The 14,784-nt window shown below is 63.7% G+C and carries 19 protein-coding genes; 8 read left to right on the forward strand and 11 right to left on the reverse strand.

Features of this window, described 5'->3' with window-relative positions; genetic code table 11:
* Positions 1 to 69: 69 nt before the first annotated feature.
* Positions 70 to 288: a DUF3126 family protein gene (locus AAFG07_RS17100; RefSeq protein WP_050406403.1), complete on the forward strand. Its 219-nt coding sequence runs from the start codon at positions 70 to 72 to the stop codon at positions 286 to 288.
* 145 nt (positions 289 to 433) lie between these two features.
* Here AAFG07_RS17100 and AAFG07_RS17105 read toward each other — a convergent pair whose 3' ends face one another.
* From AAFG07_RS17105 to AAFG07_RS17115, 3 genes are all read right to left on the reverse strand, one after another.
* Entirely contained in the window at positions 434 to 1,102 is a 669-nt protein-coding gene (locus AAFG07_RS17105) for a TSUP family transporter (protein WP_342728285.1), read from the reverse strand.
* A gap of 193 nt (positions 1,103 to 1,295) precedes the next feature.
* Positions 1,296 to 1,958 (reverse strand): family 16 glycoside hydrolase, encoded by a 663-nt coding sequence (locus tag AAFG07_RS17110; protein ID WP_342728286.1) that lies wholly within the window; start codon positions 1,956 to 1,958, stop codon positions 1,296 to 1,298.
* Between the two features lie 596 nt (positions 1,959 to 2,554).
* Positions 2,555 to 3,265 carry a hypothetical protein gene (locus tag AAFG07_RS17115; RefSeq protein ID WP_342728287.1) on the reverse strand — a complete coding sequence of 237 codons (711 nt, stop codon included), beginning with the start codon at positions 3,263 to 3,265 and terminating at the stop codon, positions 2,555 to 2,557.
* Between the two features lie 219 nt (positions 3,266 to 3,484).
* On the opposite strand from AAFG07_RS17115, the gene AAFG07_RS17120 reads away from it, so the two are divergent.
* Both AAFG07_RS17120 and AAFG07_RS17125 read left to right on the forward strand, forming a co-directional pair.
* Complete coding sequence (locus AAFG07_RS17120) at positions 3,485 to 3,814, forward strand: hypothetical protein (RefSeq protein ID WP_092115175.1); 330 nt, start codon at positions 3,485 to 3,487, stop codon at positions 3,812 to 3,814.
* Positions 3,815 to 3,912: 98 nt separating this feature from the next.
* Positions 3,913 to 4,443, forward strand: a complete 531-nt coding sequence (locus AAFG07_RS17125) for a gamma carbonic anhydrase family protein (protein WP_092115174.1) — start codon at positions 3,913 to 3,915, stop codon at positions 4,441 to 4,443.
* 4 nt (positions 4,444 to 4,447) lie between these two features.
* On the opposite strand, the gene AAFG07_RS17130 is transcribed toward AAFG07_RS17125, so the two are convergent.
* Entirely contained in the window at positions 4,448 to 4,702 is a 255-nt protein-coding gene (locus AAFG07_RS17130) for a hypothetical protein (RefSeq protein WP_342728288.1), read from the reverse strand.
* A gap of 87 nt (positions 4,703 to 4,789) precedes the next feature.
* On the opposite strand from AAFG07_RS17130, the gene AAFG07_RS17135 reads away from it, so the two are divergent.
* From AAFG07_RS17135 to AAFG07_RS17145, 3 genes are all read left to right on the forward strand, one after another.
* Positions 4,790 to 5,095, forward strand: a complete 306-nt coding sequence (locus AAFG07_RS17135; RefSeq protein ID WP_342728289.1) for a hypothetical protein — start codon at positions 4,790 to 4,792, stop codon at positions 5,093 to 5,095.
* 154 nt (positions 5,096 to 5,249) lie between these two features.
* Positions 5,250 to 5,774 (forward strand): hypothetical protein, encoded by a 525-nt coding sequence (locus AAFG07_RS17140; protein WP_342729174.1) that lies wholly within the window; start codon positions 5,250 to 5,252, stop codon positions 5,772 to 5,774.
* 203 nt (positions 5,775 to 5,977) lie between these two features.
* On the forward strand, positions 5,978 to 6,127 hold the full coding sequence (locus tag AAFG07_RS17145; RefSeq protein WP_176530426.1) for a hypothetical protein: 150 nt from the start codon (positions 5,978 to 5,980) through the stop codon (positions 6,125 to 6,127).
* A gap of 396 nt (positions 6,128 to 6,523) precedes the next feature.
* Here the strand turns inward: AAFG07_RS17145 and AAFG07_RS17150 are convergent, their stop codons facing one another.
* The 3 genes from AAFG07_RS17150 to AAFG07_RS17160 all read right to left on the reverse strand — a co-directional run bounded on the left by AAFG07_RS17150 (position 6,524) and on the right by AAFG07_RS17160 (position 8,356).
* Entirely contained in the window at positions 6,524 to 7,003 is a 480-nt protein-coding gene (locus AAFG07_RS17150) for a hypothetical protein (RefSeq protein WP_342728290.1), read from the reverse strand.
* Positions 7,004 to 7,162: 159 nt separating this feature from the next.
* Positions 7,163 to 7,693: a bifunctional 3-hydroxydecanoyl-ACP dehydratase/trans-2-decenoyl-ACP isomerase gene (gene fabA / locus AAFG07_RS17155; protein WP_342728291.1), complete on the reverse strand. Its 531-nt coding sequence runs from the start codon at positions 7,691 to 7,693 to the stop codon at positions 7,163 to 7,165.
* 33 nt (positions 7,694 to 7,726) lie between these two features.
* A complete protein-coding gene (locus tag AAFG07_RS17160; RefSeq protein ID WP_342728292.1) occupies positions 7,727 to 8,356 on the reverse strand; it encodes a TetR/AcrR family transcriptional regulator in 630 nt (209 codons plus the stop codon).
* A gap of 71 nt (positions 8,357 to 8,427) precedes the next feature.
* Here AAFG07_RS17160 and AAFG07_RS17165 point away from each other — a divergent pair, with 71 nt between their 5' ends.
* Positions 8,428 to 8,868, forward strand: coding sequence for a hypothetical protein (locus tag AAFG07_RS17165; protein WP_342728293.1), 441 nt, complete (start codon positions 8,428 to 8,430; stop codon positions 8,866 to 8,868).
* 173 nt (positions 8,869 to 9,041) lie between these two features.
* Positions 9,042 to 9,956 (forward strand): class I SAM-dependent methyltransferase, encoded by a 915-nt coding sequence (locus tag AAFG07_RS17170; RefSeq protein ID WP_342728294.1) that lies wholly within the window; start codon positions 9,042 to 9,044, stop codon positions 9,954 to 9,956.
* Positions 9,957 to 10,204: 248 nt separating this feature from the next.
* Here the strand turns inward: AAFG07_RS17170 and AAFG07_RS17175 are convergent, their stop codons facing one another.
* From AAFG07_RS17175 to AAFG07_RS17190, 4 genes are all read right to left on the reverse strand, one after another.
* Positions 10,205 to 10,819: a transglutaminase-like cysteine peptidase gene (locus AAFG07_RS17175; protein WP_092115167.1), complete on the reverse strand. Its 615-nt coding sequence runs from the start codon at positions 10,817 to 10,819 to the stop codon at positions 10,205 to 10,207.
* A 333-nt stretch (positions 10,820 to 11,152) separates the two neighbouring features.
* The gene (locus AAFG07_RS17180; protein WP_092115166.1) at positions 11,153 to 11,770 is read right to left on the reverse strand and encodes a PilZ domain-containing protein; all 618 of its coding nucleotides are present in this window, start codon (positions 11,768 to 11,770) and stop codon (positions 11,153 to 11,155) included.
* Positions 11,771 to 11,919: 149 nt separating this feature from the next.
* The gene (locus AAFG07_RS17185) at positions 11,920 to 13,476 is read right to left on the reverse strand and encodes an FAD-dependent monooxygenase (protein ID WP_342728295.1); all 1,557 of its coding nucleotides are present in this window, start codon (positions 13,474 to 13,476) and stop codon (positions 11,920 to 11,922) included.
* A gap of 255 nt (positions 13,477 to 13,731) precedes the next feature.
* Positions 13,732 to 14,691 (reverse strand): acyl-CoA desaturase, encoded by a 960-nt coding sequence (locus tag AAFG07_RS17190; protein WP_342728296.1) that lies wholly within the window; start codon positions 14,689 to 14,691, stop codon positions 13,732 to 13,734.
* Between the last annotated feature and the right edge of the window lie 93 nt (positions 14,692 to 14,784).

The following is a 14,784-nucleotide window of genomic DNA, read 5'->3' on the forward strand; positions in this document are numbered from 1 at the left end:
GGCTCTGGCGATCTTTGCCGTCTCGTCCTAAAACTCCCCCGAAAATCATCGACCCGATTGGAGACGGCTGTGGACGTTCAGGAAGTCAGGAAGCTCGACGCGTATCTCAAACGCGTGTTCAGCAATCCCAAGATCCGCGTGGTGCCGCGGCCCAAGAAGGACGACTCGGCCGAGGTTTATATCGGCGAGGAGTTCATCGGCGTGCTGTTCGTCGACGACGAGGACGATGATCGCTCATTCCAGTTCCAGATGGCCATCCTGGAAGAAGATCTGGGCGAGCAGGGCTGAACGGCCTCGCCGCGACCAGCGCCGTCGTATGAGCGTCGGCGCTGGTGACCATTTGCCTGCCGCGGCCGCTGCGCGGGTCAATGAATCTGACAAGCTCGGGCTCCGCGCCGGCGACCAGACTGGTCGCGGGTCCAAGAAACGTGACTCAGGCGCCGCGTGAGACCAATGCTGGCACGATCAGCGACAGGCCGGCGAGCAGTAACAGTGTCAACACCACCTTGCGGAACATCTCGTCATCGATCTTTCCGTACAGCCTGAAGCCGCTCCAGAGGCCGGCGAGCAGAAATGGCAGACCCAGGCCGTACAATTTGACGGTTTCGGACGTGAAGGCGCCGGTGACGCCCATCGAAATCGAGATCACCACAAAGGCGGCGAACAGGACCGGCTGGAACACGGCGCGCTGCGTATCCTTCGTCCAGCCGCGCCATTGGCAGGAGATGGTTGAGACGACGCCACCAAGTCCGGTCAGTCCGCCGACCAGCCCGTTGACGAGGCCGATCGCAATGTCCGGCCCGATCCCGATCTTCATCGGACTGAACGCCGGTCGCGCCAGGCTGTAGATCGCGTAAGTTGCCAGCAGTGTACCGACACCAAATCGCAAATAGACGGGGCTGAGATAGGTGAGCAGGACCACGCCGGTCGGGATGCCAATCGTCGTGCCAAGCGATAACGGCCAGATGGCGTGCCAGTTCAGCGCCTGCCGCAATTTCAGGATGCCGTAACCCTGCGTGAGCAGGCCGTAGCCCGCGATCAGCGCCGCGGTCTGGATCGGCGTGATGATGTGCAGCCACACACCCGACACCACGAGGCCCATCGCAAACCCCGAAAAGCCGCTAACGAACCCGCCTACAAGAGCGGCGAGAACAAAAAGAACGAGACCCACTCCATCCATCGGTCACTCCCCCAAAAGCGAGGTGACGCACACTTGGATGGAAATTCCATCTGATGGGGAGGATGCGGATCCCCGCGTTTGCTAATCGGCAGTTGCCTGCGCTTGGCCAACTCACCTATTTCGCTTCTCCGTAGGTGATTTGATCAAATAGCGTCACACTGTCGGCCTTGGTCCAAAGCCCGACCTTGCCTGCATCGCCGAATGTGGAATCCTCCACCTCAAACAATTGCTTGCCGTTGAAAGATACAACGAAGCGCGAGGCTTTGAAGTCGACACGCAGGGTGTGCCAGGTGTTGGACGGAACCTTGATATCGGTTCCATAGCCTCCCTTGCGGCCCACGATGTCGAGCGGGCTTCGAACGCCGTTCACAGTCTTGTAGAGGACGACATTATCCTCAAGTGCATTGGCGCGGGTCACGTAATAGTTGTTCGCGTCCTTCGCTCGCCAAACAATACCGGCGGCGCGGTCCTGGGATCCCGCGACAGCCTTGAACATGAGCTCGACAAAGCCGTCCTTGATTCTGGTGTCGTCCTTCAACAGCAGCGGGTAGCTCGCTCGGCCGGATTGCTTGAGCACGTTCGATTTCGACGGCGCCGTCGCATCGGTTTCGACCGTCCATCTTGAAACGCCTGATCCCGTGACGGTGGCGGTCCAACCGTCGGGCGCAACACCGATCTGGGTACCCTCAAAGCCGATAGCGTAATTTGACATGTCATTCACTCCCAAGAGAAGCAGCGTCGCTGCGGCAAGGGCCATGCGTCGTTGGGGATGGGGCATTTCCAGGCTCCGGTGAGATCGAGAACTCCGCTACGCGGACTACAACGTGAAATGCGAACTGACCGGGCGCTGATCATTCGAAAAGCCCGGACCCTTGAACGGGAGGCTCCACCGGGTCGGGAGGTTGTTCGAATCCTGCGATCCCCATCGCGCGCAACGCTACGAGGAATCCTTCCCAGACTTCTTCTCGGTTCCGGTGATAAACGGCGACCGAAGATTCATCGGAGCAATCGTCCCGGCCAGGCTGAGTTGGCCCAGACCAATTTTGCCGCTCGCCGGCGACGAGTTCGTCTGACCTAGCGGGGGTAGGATCGATATCCGCCAAGGTCGGCGCAGGGGCAGACCGTAAGGCAAATTGGCTGCGGGGAATTGGGGGCTTGCTTTCGTCCATGTGCGCATGACCTCGACAAGTCGAGCGTTGCACAGTTCTTGGACCGAAGCCTCAAGGGGAGACCGTACTTCCCCTGAAGACGTCTTAGTCCAGCGAAACGACAAAGGCAATACGGCCTCGACCGGCGCTGCCTAGGATTGCCTCATGGAGCCTGTCATCCGGCGGCGCTTCGCGCCGACCGGGGGCGTTCGCAATGACGAGGAGGCTAGCCCTTCGCGCTGTGCATCTGCGCGGAGAGGCGGTTCATCGCGGTGGCGATGTCGCGCCATTGCGCAAGCCAGCTGCGCGGAAAGCGGAAGGTCAGGTCGGCGCCCTCGATACGCTGCTCACTCAGGCACGTGCCGGGCGTCGACGTATCGCGCGTGCAGCGTGCGATCAGCTGCGGCTCGGTCGCGGTGAACAGGTCCTCGCCGCCATAGGGCGTGCCGTCGCGGAACGCGCGTGCAGTCAGGCCGTCATCGGTGTTCGCACGCTCGTCGAGATAGCGCGGATAGATCGTGCGCAGCCGCATGTCCGGCGCGAGTGAATCGTGGTGCGCCGCGATCGACACGAAGATCCTGTCGATCGGCTGCACCTTGTCCTCGACCGTATCGGCACTGTAGTGCTTCGGCGCGGCAGGCGCCTCCAGCGACGGATAGAGGAAGCTCAGATCGACGCGCTCCTGCGGCCCGGAATGACGCTGGATCTTCATGCGCACGGCCATGGTCGGCACGTTGAACAGCGTGCCGCCGACGCTCACCGGAAGCCGCGACGGATCGCTCGGCGGGACGGTCGTATAGGTCGGCCACAACAGATAGGCGACGAGGGCAATCGCACCGGCCGCGATGACCGCCGAGGCGATGAGCGGAACGAGATGCGCGCGCGGATTGCGGCGGGTGTCGCGGGCGAGATGCTGGGCAGTCGAGAGAAGCGTCATGAGCGAGGCAAAGATCAGGTCGGGAGTCGCCGAATCACCTGTCGAATATGCCACGAGGCGAAGAATTTCCGTACGATTCCAATGGAATCCCTGATCGAATGGCCATGCGCAAACGCCGCGGCGGGCGCCCCGGTTAACCTTTCCTTAAGGATGATGTGGCGGCCGGCCGTCAATTCTGCGAAGCAGGGTGGAGTGGCCTGTTGCGTAGCGGAAGTTTCGATGTCGCCCGATACCTTGAATTCCCTGTTCTCGCTCTTCATTGGCTTCGCGCTCGCCGGCGCATTGGCCAGCGGTTATCAGGCGATGGCGGAGCGTCCGGCCGGCTTCGGCCTGCTGCAGGAGGGCGTCGCGCCGAGGACCTTCGCCGCGGTCCCGTTTCTCGTCTTCGCCGCACCGTTCATCATCATGCGCAACACGCTGCGCGGCGCGCGCATCGAGCGCCGCCGTTTCGAGTTCGTGATGATGGCAACCGTCATCTCCGGCTTCTGGAGCCTGATGTCGGGCACCTTCTTCGTGATGACGCTGCGCGCTGCCGGCGTGATCGGGTGATCCGCGCCGGATCCTGATCCGGGTCCGGACCATGAGCGTGCTTGCTTGAAACCACGTCGTCCGCTGTGCCAAGGTCACCTTCATCCAAGGAGACCTCTATGGCGATCTACGAACTCGACGGGCAGGGGCCCGATCTTCCCGCCGACGGCAGCTACTTCATCGCCGACAATGCCGTTGTGATCGGCAAGGTGCGCCTCAAATCCGCGGCGAGCGTCTGGTTCGGCGCGGTGCTGCGCGGCGACAATGAGTGGATCGAGATCGGCGAAGGCTCCAACGTTCAGGACAATTCGACCCTGCATGTCGATCCCGGCTTTCCCCTGACCATCGGCAACAACGTCACCATCGGCCACAATGCGATCGTGCACGGCTGCACGCTGGAAGACGGCGTGCTGATCGGGATGGGATCGATCGTGATGAACGGCGCGCGCATCAGGCGCGGCAGTGTCGTCGGCGCCGGCTCCGTCATTACCGAGGGCAAGGAGTTTCCGGAAAATTCCCTGATCATCGGTGCGCCCGCGCGCGTGGTGCGCACGCTGGACGCCGCGCAGGCGGAGGCGTTGTCGCGGCCGGCGAAGTCCTACGCGATCCGGGGCCCGCAGTACAAAGCCGGACTGAAGAAGATCGGCTGAAGGCTCAGCGCTTCCGGCCCTGCTTGCGTGCGCCCTTCGCTATCGCCGGGCCTGGCCTTGCCGCCTCCCGCGGTCTCGCTGCTTCCTGAAGTCTAGCGCTCTTGCGCAGCGCATCCTTCAGGTCGATCGGAATACCGTGCTTCTTGAGGAGGTCGGCGAAGGCCTCGTCCGCCAGCTCCTGCAGCGTCGCCATCCGGTCGCGCCCAAGCTGCTTCAGCTTGTCGGCGGTATCGTCGTCAAACTCGATCAGCTTGCGCAAATTGCATTGCTCCCAAACTGTATTGCCCCAACGCCTGTGGGAACCGGCGTTTTGCGGATCCGTTGATGTCCGCAAGGGAGAATTGCCATGCGCAAATTATCCGTCACCGCCGTGTTCGCGACAATCGCGATTCTGCTGGTACCCACGGTTACCGTCGCTCAAGGCACGGGCACTGGGAGCGGCAGCCCTTCGTCAGCCAGCACGACATCGCCGCAAGTCGCGTCACCGCCGCCCGGCACCAACAGCGTCGGCACGGCGCAATCCTCCGGCCGGCTGAACACCGGTGAGGGCGTCACCACCGGCGCAGCGTCGAGCGAAAGCTTCGACAAGGCGATTGCCGACGAGAACAGGTCGGTCGATCGCCGGGTCAACGGCATCTGCCGCGGCTGTTAACTTTTGACGGCTGCGCCTTGATGAACGCGGGTCGCGCAGAAGTGAGCGCGACATGAGCGCGCGGTTGAAGCCGCGGTCCCACATTGAGTTAGCATGCGCGGGACGCGGCGGCGGAGGCTTGCAAAGAAAGCCTTGGAAAGAGGAGTGACGGGTGATGTTGCGTAAAGCGATGATTGTCTTGCTGGCGACGGCCACGGTCGGCCTGTTCACGGTCGATGCCGCGTCGGCTCGAGGTGGTTTTGGTGGTGGCGGTTTCCACGGCGGTGGTGGCGGCTTCCGGGGTGGCGGCTTTGGCGGCTTCCACGGTGGCGGTTTTGGCGGCTTCCACGGTGGCGGCGGCGCTTTCCGCGCCATGGGCGCGGGCGGTGGCTTCCGGTCGGCCGCCATCGGCGGCGGCTGGCATGGCGGCGGCTGGCATGGTGGAGGCTGGCACGGCGGAGGCTGGCATCGGCGCGGCTGGGGCTATCCGTTCGCGGCCGCCGCGATCGGCTTTGGCCTGGGCTACGGCGCCTACGATTACTATGACGGCTACTACGGCAACCCGTACTACGCCGGTTACGGCTACGACGACGGGTATGGCTACGGCTATGGTTACGGTGACGGCGGCTGTTACGTCGTGCGCCGTCGCATGCTGACGCCGTATGGCTGGCAGGTGCGACCGGTGCAGGTTTGCAACTGAGACATCTGCTGACGCATGGCCGGTCCATCGGATCGCCATGCTGATGGTCTTGGTATGATCCGGCGCGGCCTCGGCGTCTTGATGCCGGGGCCGTCGCGCATTGGTACGCGGCTTGCAGCGCTCTGCAGCAGTCTGTGTGTGAACGCGTCGCGAAAACAAACGGTCCGGCTGCGATTGGAGCCGGGCCTCAGAGGATATCAGAGATGCTGACCATTCCTGATCTGACATTGCTGTTCATGGTTGTTGTTTCGGGCCTCGCCATCGCATTCGTCTACATGCTCCACGAGCTCGAGCCGAAGCTTGCCCGGCTGCGGCAGCGAAGCGATCGCGTCTTGCGCGACCGCACCAAGTAGGCGGCAACGCGGATCGCTGCGGCTTCAGCTGCAGCGATGTCGCGCGCGCAGAGCCGTCATCCGAGCACGCCGCATTTTCGGGGTGGGCAGTCCAGAGGCCGGGATTCACGATCACAAAAAACAAGGCCGTCGACGTAGTATACCGTCAACGACCTTGCCAGCCCCGGATATTGAAATCGGCTCACGCCATCCGGTGATTTAAGGATGACTCGGATTCGAAGTCGGATATGTGAACCAGTTCACAAAGTCCGGATTAATTCACGGTAACGGGCACTCATGCGAGGCTGCCATCGGCAGGCCTGGAGCGGGAAATTCCACCTTAGCTCCTGATGCTGTTCGGGATTTGGCGCATTTTGATGGCCGGGCCGGTGACTGCCGCTCCGCCGTCTTCGGTCGTCAACCGCGCGACCTGTGGCGCTTCCGGTTGGCCTTCGACCGCTTGCGCGGCTCGGGCTCTGCGGCCGGCTCATTGGCCTGCGCGCTCGCGAGCGATTGGCGCAGGCCCTCGACCTGTTCGGTCAGTGCGGCGACCTGGTCGGAGAGCTTCTTGGCGTCGGCCTGCTGCGCGGCGAACTGCTTGCGCATGGCCAACAGCTGGTCCTGCACTTCCTGCAATTGGTCGATGGATTCCTGCTGGGTCACCTCCATGCCCTTGGTCTTTTCCACCAGGGCCTCGGAGACCTGCGCGGTCCGCGCCTGCAATTGGCGGGCGGCGACCATCCGGTCGGTCTCCGGCACGTTGCCGCTGAAGGCGCGCCACAGCGCGATCGAGCCGATCCCGAACAGCACGAGCACCAGCGCCACGGCGCCGATCGCGATCGGCTGCACGCCGATCAGGCTGCTGGCCTGTGCATTCCGGGGGGCAAGTTCGATCATGCGACCAGAACCGGACATCAATTGAAAGGTTCCGAATAGCACAACCGCGATGCGGGCAAAACCCCCGGGGATTCAAGCAGGTGGCGCGGGGAGTGCAAAACTCGCCGCAAATTCCGGGAGGCTGCCTCAAAACGGGACTGTCCGGCGCGCGTCCGTGGTTCAGCCCGTCGGCGCGATCAGGCCGACCCTCATGTCCTTCGCCAGATAGACGCAAGCGCCGTCGGCGAGCACACGGCCGTCGGCGATGCCCAGCACCAGCCGGCCGCGCCTGACCTGACGCATGTCGACCTCATAGCGCACGAGCCTGACGTCCGGCGTGATGTGGCCCCTGAACTTGACCTCGCCGACCCCGAGCGCGCGGCCTTTGCCCGGCGAGCCCGACCAGCCGAGCCAGAAGCCGATGATCTGCCACATCGCGTCGAGCCCGAGGCAGCCGGGCATCACGGGGTCGCCGGCAAAGTGGCAGGCGAAGAACCAATGGTCCGGCGCAACGTCCAGTTCGGCTGCGACACGGCCCTTGCCGAAGGCGCCGCCGTCGATGCCAATTTCGGTGATGCGATCCATCATCAGCATCGGTGGCGCCGGCAGCTGCGCATTGCCGGGGCCGAAATAGCCGCCCGCGCTCGAGCGCAGCAGATCCGGCTTGCTGTAGGACGATTGCGGCGTGTGAAAATCATGCGGGTTGAACAAGATGGCCACCAACCTTGGAGTTATAGTTGAACATTAGAAGCGGCTGCGCCGCGTGGCTTTCGGCTTCACCGGCGGGGACTTGGCAGGCAGGCGCAGCGCCGCGGCCATGAAGGCCCAGATGTCGCCGGTCAGCCTTGCCGGATCCGGCCGCCGGTCGGCCGTGAGCGCGCCGATCAGCGCCTGGCGAATGCCACCGATCATCAGCGCGATGGTGAGGTGAGGGTCGAGGTTGCCGGGTACGATCCGGTCGCGCTGCGCGGCCTCCAGCATGCGCGCCCCGGCTGCAAGCTGGCGGCTGGTGAAGGCGGTCTCGACATCAAGCACTTCGGGCGCCCGGCTCAGCGGTCCGATCACCAGCGGCGCAAACGGGTGCTCATAGTGAAAGGCGACATAGGCGCCGATCCGCGCCTTCTCCCGGTCGGCCCAGTTGCTGGCGGGCAGTTTGGCGCCGCCGAAGGCCGCCTCATCGAGATGTTCATAGAAGCCTTCGACCACGGCGGCGATCAGGCCGGCCTTCGATCCGAAATGGTGATAGGCGAGCCCGACCGAGACCTGGGCCCGTCTCGCGACGGCCTGCATCTCGAGATGCCCTTGGCCTTCGATCAGCTCCACTTGGGCTGCGGCGAGCAGCCGCTCGCGTGTCCCCTGGCTCGTTACGCCCATCGCTTGCCCGTTGCTTGAATTGAATTCAATTCAATAGACCGGATGCTAGGATGTCAAGCTTGGGGCGCCGGATGGCCGAGCGTACCGGTGCAGGGCATGCGATGGCGTTTGCAATCAAGACCGAGATCGGGGAGCCGCGGGCGAAGGCGTTCGTCTTCACCGCGCAGAAGACCATGTATGGCGGCAAGCACATCGCGGCCGGCGACATCGTGTTCGTGTTCGCGAGCGAGAACGAGGGCGGCAACGGACTGATCGCCCGCGCGGTGGTGACCTCAGCCGAACCGGTGCCGCGCAAGCCTGACATCGCCAGGCAGACGCCGCGTGTCAGCATCGCGGTCAGGCGTGTTGCGCTGGCAAAGCGGCCGCTCGGACGCGACGCGCTCAAGCGTTTCAAGGATTGGGACGACGGCCGGCCCGAGACCGAGCTCAATTTCAAGTTCTATCGCCAGGCCACCAACAAGATCGTCGGCATCTCGGACGAGACGGCGGCCTTCCTCGATCGGTTCTTCTGACGGGCGGTCTTGATTCTCACATCATCCAACAGCAGCCGGTCGCGAACGGCTCTTTAGCGATGCTCGATGTCGTCAACTATGCCGCAACGGCGACAGATGGAAAACGACGCTTTTCGCTTGCGCTCGGCTCGCGCCGAAACGCGTCGTCGGCCCGTTGCTAACTGCTGGTTGCAGTGCTAGCTGTCTCGCCACGGAGAGACAGTATGCAAGACAACCAGCAGACGGCCGATCACTACACCAAGCAATGGTCGAGCGACCTGGGTTTCAGGTCGTTCGTTCAGCAGAATGCAGAAGCTGCAAAGGCGATGCCGAGCAGGCAATTGCCCTGGGCCGAACTGTTCGAGCGCATTCGCAAGCAGGCCTCCGAGCGCAAGACATCGGTATACGATGCTGCTTGCGGATTTGGAGACATCCTGAACCAGCTCGCGGCATCGCCTGTCCCTGCCAACCTCGAATATGTCGGTGCCGATATTCACGGCGCCCTGGACACCATCGAGCGGTTCGGGATTGCGACACTGTTCAATCATGACATCACAAGCGAGTTGCCAACACGGCAGCAGTTCGACTTCATCGTCTGTCGCGCGGCCATCCATCACACGCCGAGCCCGCGTGCAACATTCCATACATTGGTCAGGCAGCTCGCGCCCGGCGGCACCATTGCCATTACAGCCTACGCAAAGAAGGCCCCAATGCGCGAGGCCGTGGACGACGTCTTGCGCGCCGCGATCATTCCGATGCCAAACGACGAGGCGTTCGCTACCGCGAACCAGCTCACGGCGCTCGGACGGGATCTGCAGCGCTCCCAGGGCCAAATCACGATCGACAATGATTTGCCGTTTCTTGGCATCAAGGCCGGCACCTATGACATCCAGACCTTCATCTACAATCACTTCATCAAGTGCTGGCACAATCCGGCGTTCTCGGAGCAGCATTGCGATCTCGTGAACTTTGACTGGTACCACCCGCCATTCGCATTCCGCTACAAACGGGATGAGTTGCGTGAGTGGGCAGCCTCGTGCGGACTCGAGATTGTCAACGAAGCCTCGACCGAGGCCCAGCACTATTTGGAATGCCGCTCATCGCGGTGAGCCGGCCTGCGGGCAAACGACCGGTGAGCCCACCGATCCATCAGGCGAGCACGATCAAGCTGCCGTGCAGTTCCTGCGCCGGGATCGTGCTGAAGGCCGGATCAGCGCTGCTGCAACGAACTCGGAGCGATCGTTTCCCAAAGAGGTTGCGGCCAGGCTTTGGGGGAAGCCTGGCCGCGCGCGAACCGGTCTGGGACGGGGAGGGGTGGGGATGTGACCGGGTCGCGAACTCGATTCCTTGTTGCTGCTCAGCGCGAGCTTGCGGTTGAAACTGCGGGGCGGTTGTCGCCGAGCGAGACCCACACATTGGGATCGCTCTGCGATTGCCGCTTGACGAAGCGGTAGCCGGTCTCCGTCCAGGCGACGATGCTCTCGTTCTGGTTATCGAGCACGAACTCGCCCTTGTCGGTCTTCACCGTCAGCACCGCGTGGCCTTCGCCCTTCTTGTCGCGGACCACCGTGATCAACAGCGCCTCGCGCGGCCAGCCGGCATCCATCAGCATCTTGCGCTTCAGGAGCACGTAGTCCTCGCAGTCGCCGTAGCCGTCTGATGGCAACGACCATTTCTCGATCACGCCCCAATGATCCATGTCGGTCATCGGCTTGATGGATTCGTTGACCCACTTGTTGACCCGCACGAGGTCGCGCCAAGCGGTCTGCGACAACACGATGTCGCGTGGTTGCGTCTTGCCGCCGCGGCACTCGGCGGGATTGTCGGCGCAGAATTCGACCCAGCCGATCGGCGAGCGCGCAACGTCACCCAGGCTGGCGTAGACCACGTCGCCGGCCTTGGCCGACACGCACGTCGCAAACAGAATGGCGGCAACCGCCAAACCTTTCCCCTGTCCCCTGAACCCAAACATCGTGGCCCCCGTTCTTCTTGTTGGGACCACGTTTCGCACAAAGCTTTTGCGCCGCCGCTAAGTACGCGAAGTAGATTTGACGCGAATACTGGTAAAAGCTGCGGAGAATTCGATCTTTACTTGAATCTAATTCGCGTAAAATTTGAAACATCTGCAATTGATTCAAATTTTATCTATTAACGCGGCAAACGCTGTGCCTGCACGGTTTGTTGCCTCAAACGCTCTGGCCGTTAACCGCCGATTTCACGACGCCAAACGCGCCGAAGGCGGCCACCGGTGCACCGGTGGCCGCCTTCGCGGGCTGAAAACGGGGGTCTTGAGCGGTTTTTCGCTTTACCTCGCGGTAACGCTCTCTTCGAGCGTTTCCGCCGACTGCTCGTGGACGAACTCGAGCGCGAAGCCTTCCTCGAGATTTCGCACCACGCGGGCCTGCACCCTGCCGAGCATCACCAGCGACTTCAGCGGCGGGCGGTTCTCCGCGGCGATCGCAGCACCGGACAGCGAAAGGTCGATGATGCGGCAGGTCATCCGCGAGCCGTCTTCCTGGGTGAGCAGGGCGATCGGGTTGCGCGGCACGATACGGTCGTGGCGGCGATCCTCGGGCAGATTGAGGATGTCGCGGTTGGCGAGCCAGGTGAGCTGGGCGGCGAGCTTGTCGCGCTTGCGCGCGGTGGCGCCGATCGTCATCGCAAAGCCGTTGTCGATGATACGGGTGATGCGGCCCTCGACCCGGCCGATATGGTCGAGATAGGCGATCACGCGGTCGCCGACATTGCCGATGCCAGGCGCCAGCAGCGCGAGGCCACCCGGGGACATGTTGATAATCTGGCAGGGAAACTCGCGCCGGTCGGGCAGCATGTAGCGGCCGAGCAGGTGCACCTTGACGCGCTGGAAGCGCCGCCGCTCCTCGGCAACGGGGACGACGGTAGTTTTCTTTTGTGCAAACGACATCACAACAAACCCGGCCACCGTCCATTCGGAGCCCCGACGACCCTAAGGCTGATAGGGTTAACGGGGCGTTACGGTTGTGAAGGGGAACCCGGACACGGAGTGAGAGCGACAATTGAAGCTCACGTGCGCCGTATCCAGGGACGTTAGGCTCATGCAGATGCCGCGTCAGGCTCTCCGAACCATCGCGCTGCGGCTTGAGCAGTCTCCTCCAGATCCTGCTCGATGTCTGTGGCCCAAGCCACAAACCCGTCGGGACGCACCAGCACCGCGCGCAAGCCCAGCCGATCCCCGGCATCGCTTGCGACATAGTTGATCCGGCCGCGCCAGCGATCGGCCAGCGCGCGCTGGGGAGAGTGCGGATCAAAGTCGAGCAGCAGGCCGCGCCCATCTTTGAGCAGTTCGCCGAGCCTCATCCCGCTGGCGAGCTCGAAGTCGGGCGCGCTGCGGCCGACCAGCGGATGGCCGCCGCCAAGATCGTAGCGCAGCGAAACGCCCCACACGCGCTCGGCAAAATAGGTTGCGCCGTCTGATGTCGCGATGAGATCGCGGATGATGGCTTCGAGCGCGCGCGAACTGCGGCTCGGCCGCATCAGCGCGACCTGGGCGCGCGACCAGTCGAGGATCTGCGCGCCCACCGGATGCCGTTCGCTGCAATAGCTGTCGAGCAGACCGGCCGGCGCGTCGCCGCGGATCGTGGCCGCGAGCTTCCAGCCGAGATTCATCGCATCGCCAAGCCCGAGGTTGAGCCCTTGGCCGCCCAGCGGAGAGTGGATGTGCGCGGCATCGCCGGCGAGCAGCACGCGTCCCCTCTGGTAAGCCGTCGCCTGACGGGCGCGATCCGTCCAGGTGGTGGCAAGCCGGAGCGCCGTCAACGTGACGTCGGTGCCGGAGACGCGGCGCAGCACCGCCTGCACATGCTCGCGCGTGACCTCTTGGGTGCGGTGGAAGGCGCCGCCGTCGAAATCGACCATCGCGATGGTGTAGGGCCGCGCGTAGCTATACATGCCGGTCGGCGTGTAGTGGCGGCCCGGGCGGAGCGTGTCCGGATCGGCGATCTCGACCTCGATCGAATAGCCGGTGAACTCGGGATCGGTGCCAACGAACTCAAAGCCGCCGGCCTTGCGCACAATGCTGCGGCCGCCGTCGCAACCGACCAGCCAGCGTCCGCGGAACGTCTCGCCGCCGGCGCGAACGATCACGCCGTCATCCCACTGATCGAACGCCTCGACGGCCGCGCCGCGCCGGATCTCGACACCCATCGCAATTGCGCGCGCGGCGAGCGCGGATTCGAGCGACCCCATGTCGACTGCCATGCTGGTGTCGGCCGGACCCGGCACGCGATACGGCCATTTCGCAGTGTCGATATCGTCGTGATAAAACTGGATGCCGGCGAAATGGCCCGCCGGGCGGCGCGGCTGCCGCATCCAATGCGCGCCGTTTGACGCATTGCTGCCCGCGCCATCATTCGCACGCGGGGGCGCTGCGATCTCGTCCAGCATCCCGCGACGATAGAGGGCCTCGATGCTGGGCGCCGAGAGGCCGCGCATGCCGAACGGCAGCCGCTTCAACGGCGATCGCGGGTCGGCGGCCTGCTCCAGCACCAGCACCGAGCGCCCTGCGAGCCGCAGCTCGCAGGCAAGCAGCAGGCCGACCGGGCCGGCGCCGGCAATCACGACATCATGGGGAAGGGGGTGGTGGTTGTGCATGAACTGCTCCTGTGTCGAGGTTCGACCGGAGCGGTTCGTCGGGTTGAGAACCACACGGACGAACAATGGACGCTTCGATAGCGTCCGGTGTTCGTCGTGGGGATCTCATGCACGCAGCAGGAGGCCAGAGCTTTCGCTACCGAAGGGACTTCGATTTCGAAAGGACTTGGGCTTACCAAACCAAGTCTGCCTTTTCCGACACGGGCGATATAGCGGCATCGCGACAGCTCCGCAACGGCGATCCGTGCGTGCAAGTTATGGGAACAACGCAGGGCCGCGATGTCCCGGTGCGGCCGCATCGGCGTTATCAGGACCGCCGACGCGGCGGGAGCCCGGGCGCGGCGCGAGATTGTCCGGCGTCTTGATGTTGCTGGCGAGGCCGGCTGCCTCGAAGGCCTTGATCAGCCACCAGCCGAGATCGATCTGGCCCGGCAGCAGCCCGAGCTTGGCGGAGCCGGGATAGGCATGGTGATTGTTGTGCCAGCTCTCGCCCATGCTGATCAGCCCGGCGATGCTGACATTGTAGCCCTGGGCTGCAACGCCTTCGATGACCCAGGTCTGTCCGCCCTTGCGATGCGAGTAATGACCGATCAGCCAGTGCCCGGTGACGCAGACGGCGACCCGGACGCAGATGCCCCAGACCGGCCAGCTCCACGAGCCGATCGCAAAAAACAGGATCGCCCACGGCAACTGCTGCCACATCCAGGTGCGCTCGACGAAGGCGTAGAAGCGGTCGTCGGCGAGCCGGGGCTCGAGCCGGAAAACCGGCGGGTGCGTCAGCACCAGCGTGCAGTGCAGTTGCCACCAGGCGTCGCGCCAGAAGCCGGCGGCGTGGCGGGAGTAGGCGTGGCACGCCGCCTGGCGCTGCGCCCAGTCACGGAAATCGTGTAGCCGCACCATGCCGTAGGGGCCGGCCATTCCGACCAGCGTGCCGAGATAGACGCAGAGCCGTTCGAGCCATAGCGGGCAGTCGAAGCTCGCATGGATCAGGCGGCGGTGCATGCCGACCGAATGCCCGAAGCACAGCGTGATCGCGCTGGTCACGATGAACAGCGCGAACGCGCTCCACGAGAACAGCAGCGGCCCGAACACGATCGCAACCGCGGTCATGCTGCCAAGCCATAACGACTTCACCGGCGCCCATCGCACGCGCCCGTCGAGCGGGTCGGTGCTGTCGTCCGCGAAGATGCGTTCGGACCCGGGATGCAGCTTCATTCCGTAACCTGAAATTGTAACGCAGGTTTGGATGGAGCGGCCGTTGCTGTCAATCCGCCGCGCACGTCCGTCATGTCGCAGTCCGCATTGGCA

The sequence above is a fragment of the Bradyrhizobium sp. B097 genome (assembly GCF_038957035.1).
Lineage (GTDB): Bacteria > Pseudomonadota > Alphaproteobacteria > Rhizobiales > Xanthobacteraceae > Bradyrhizobium.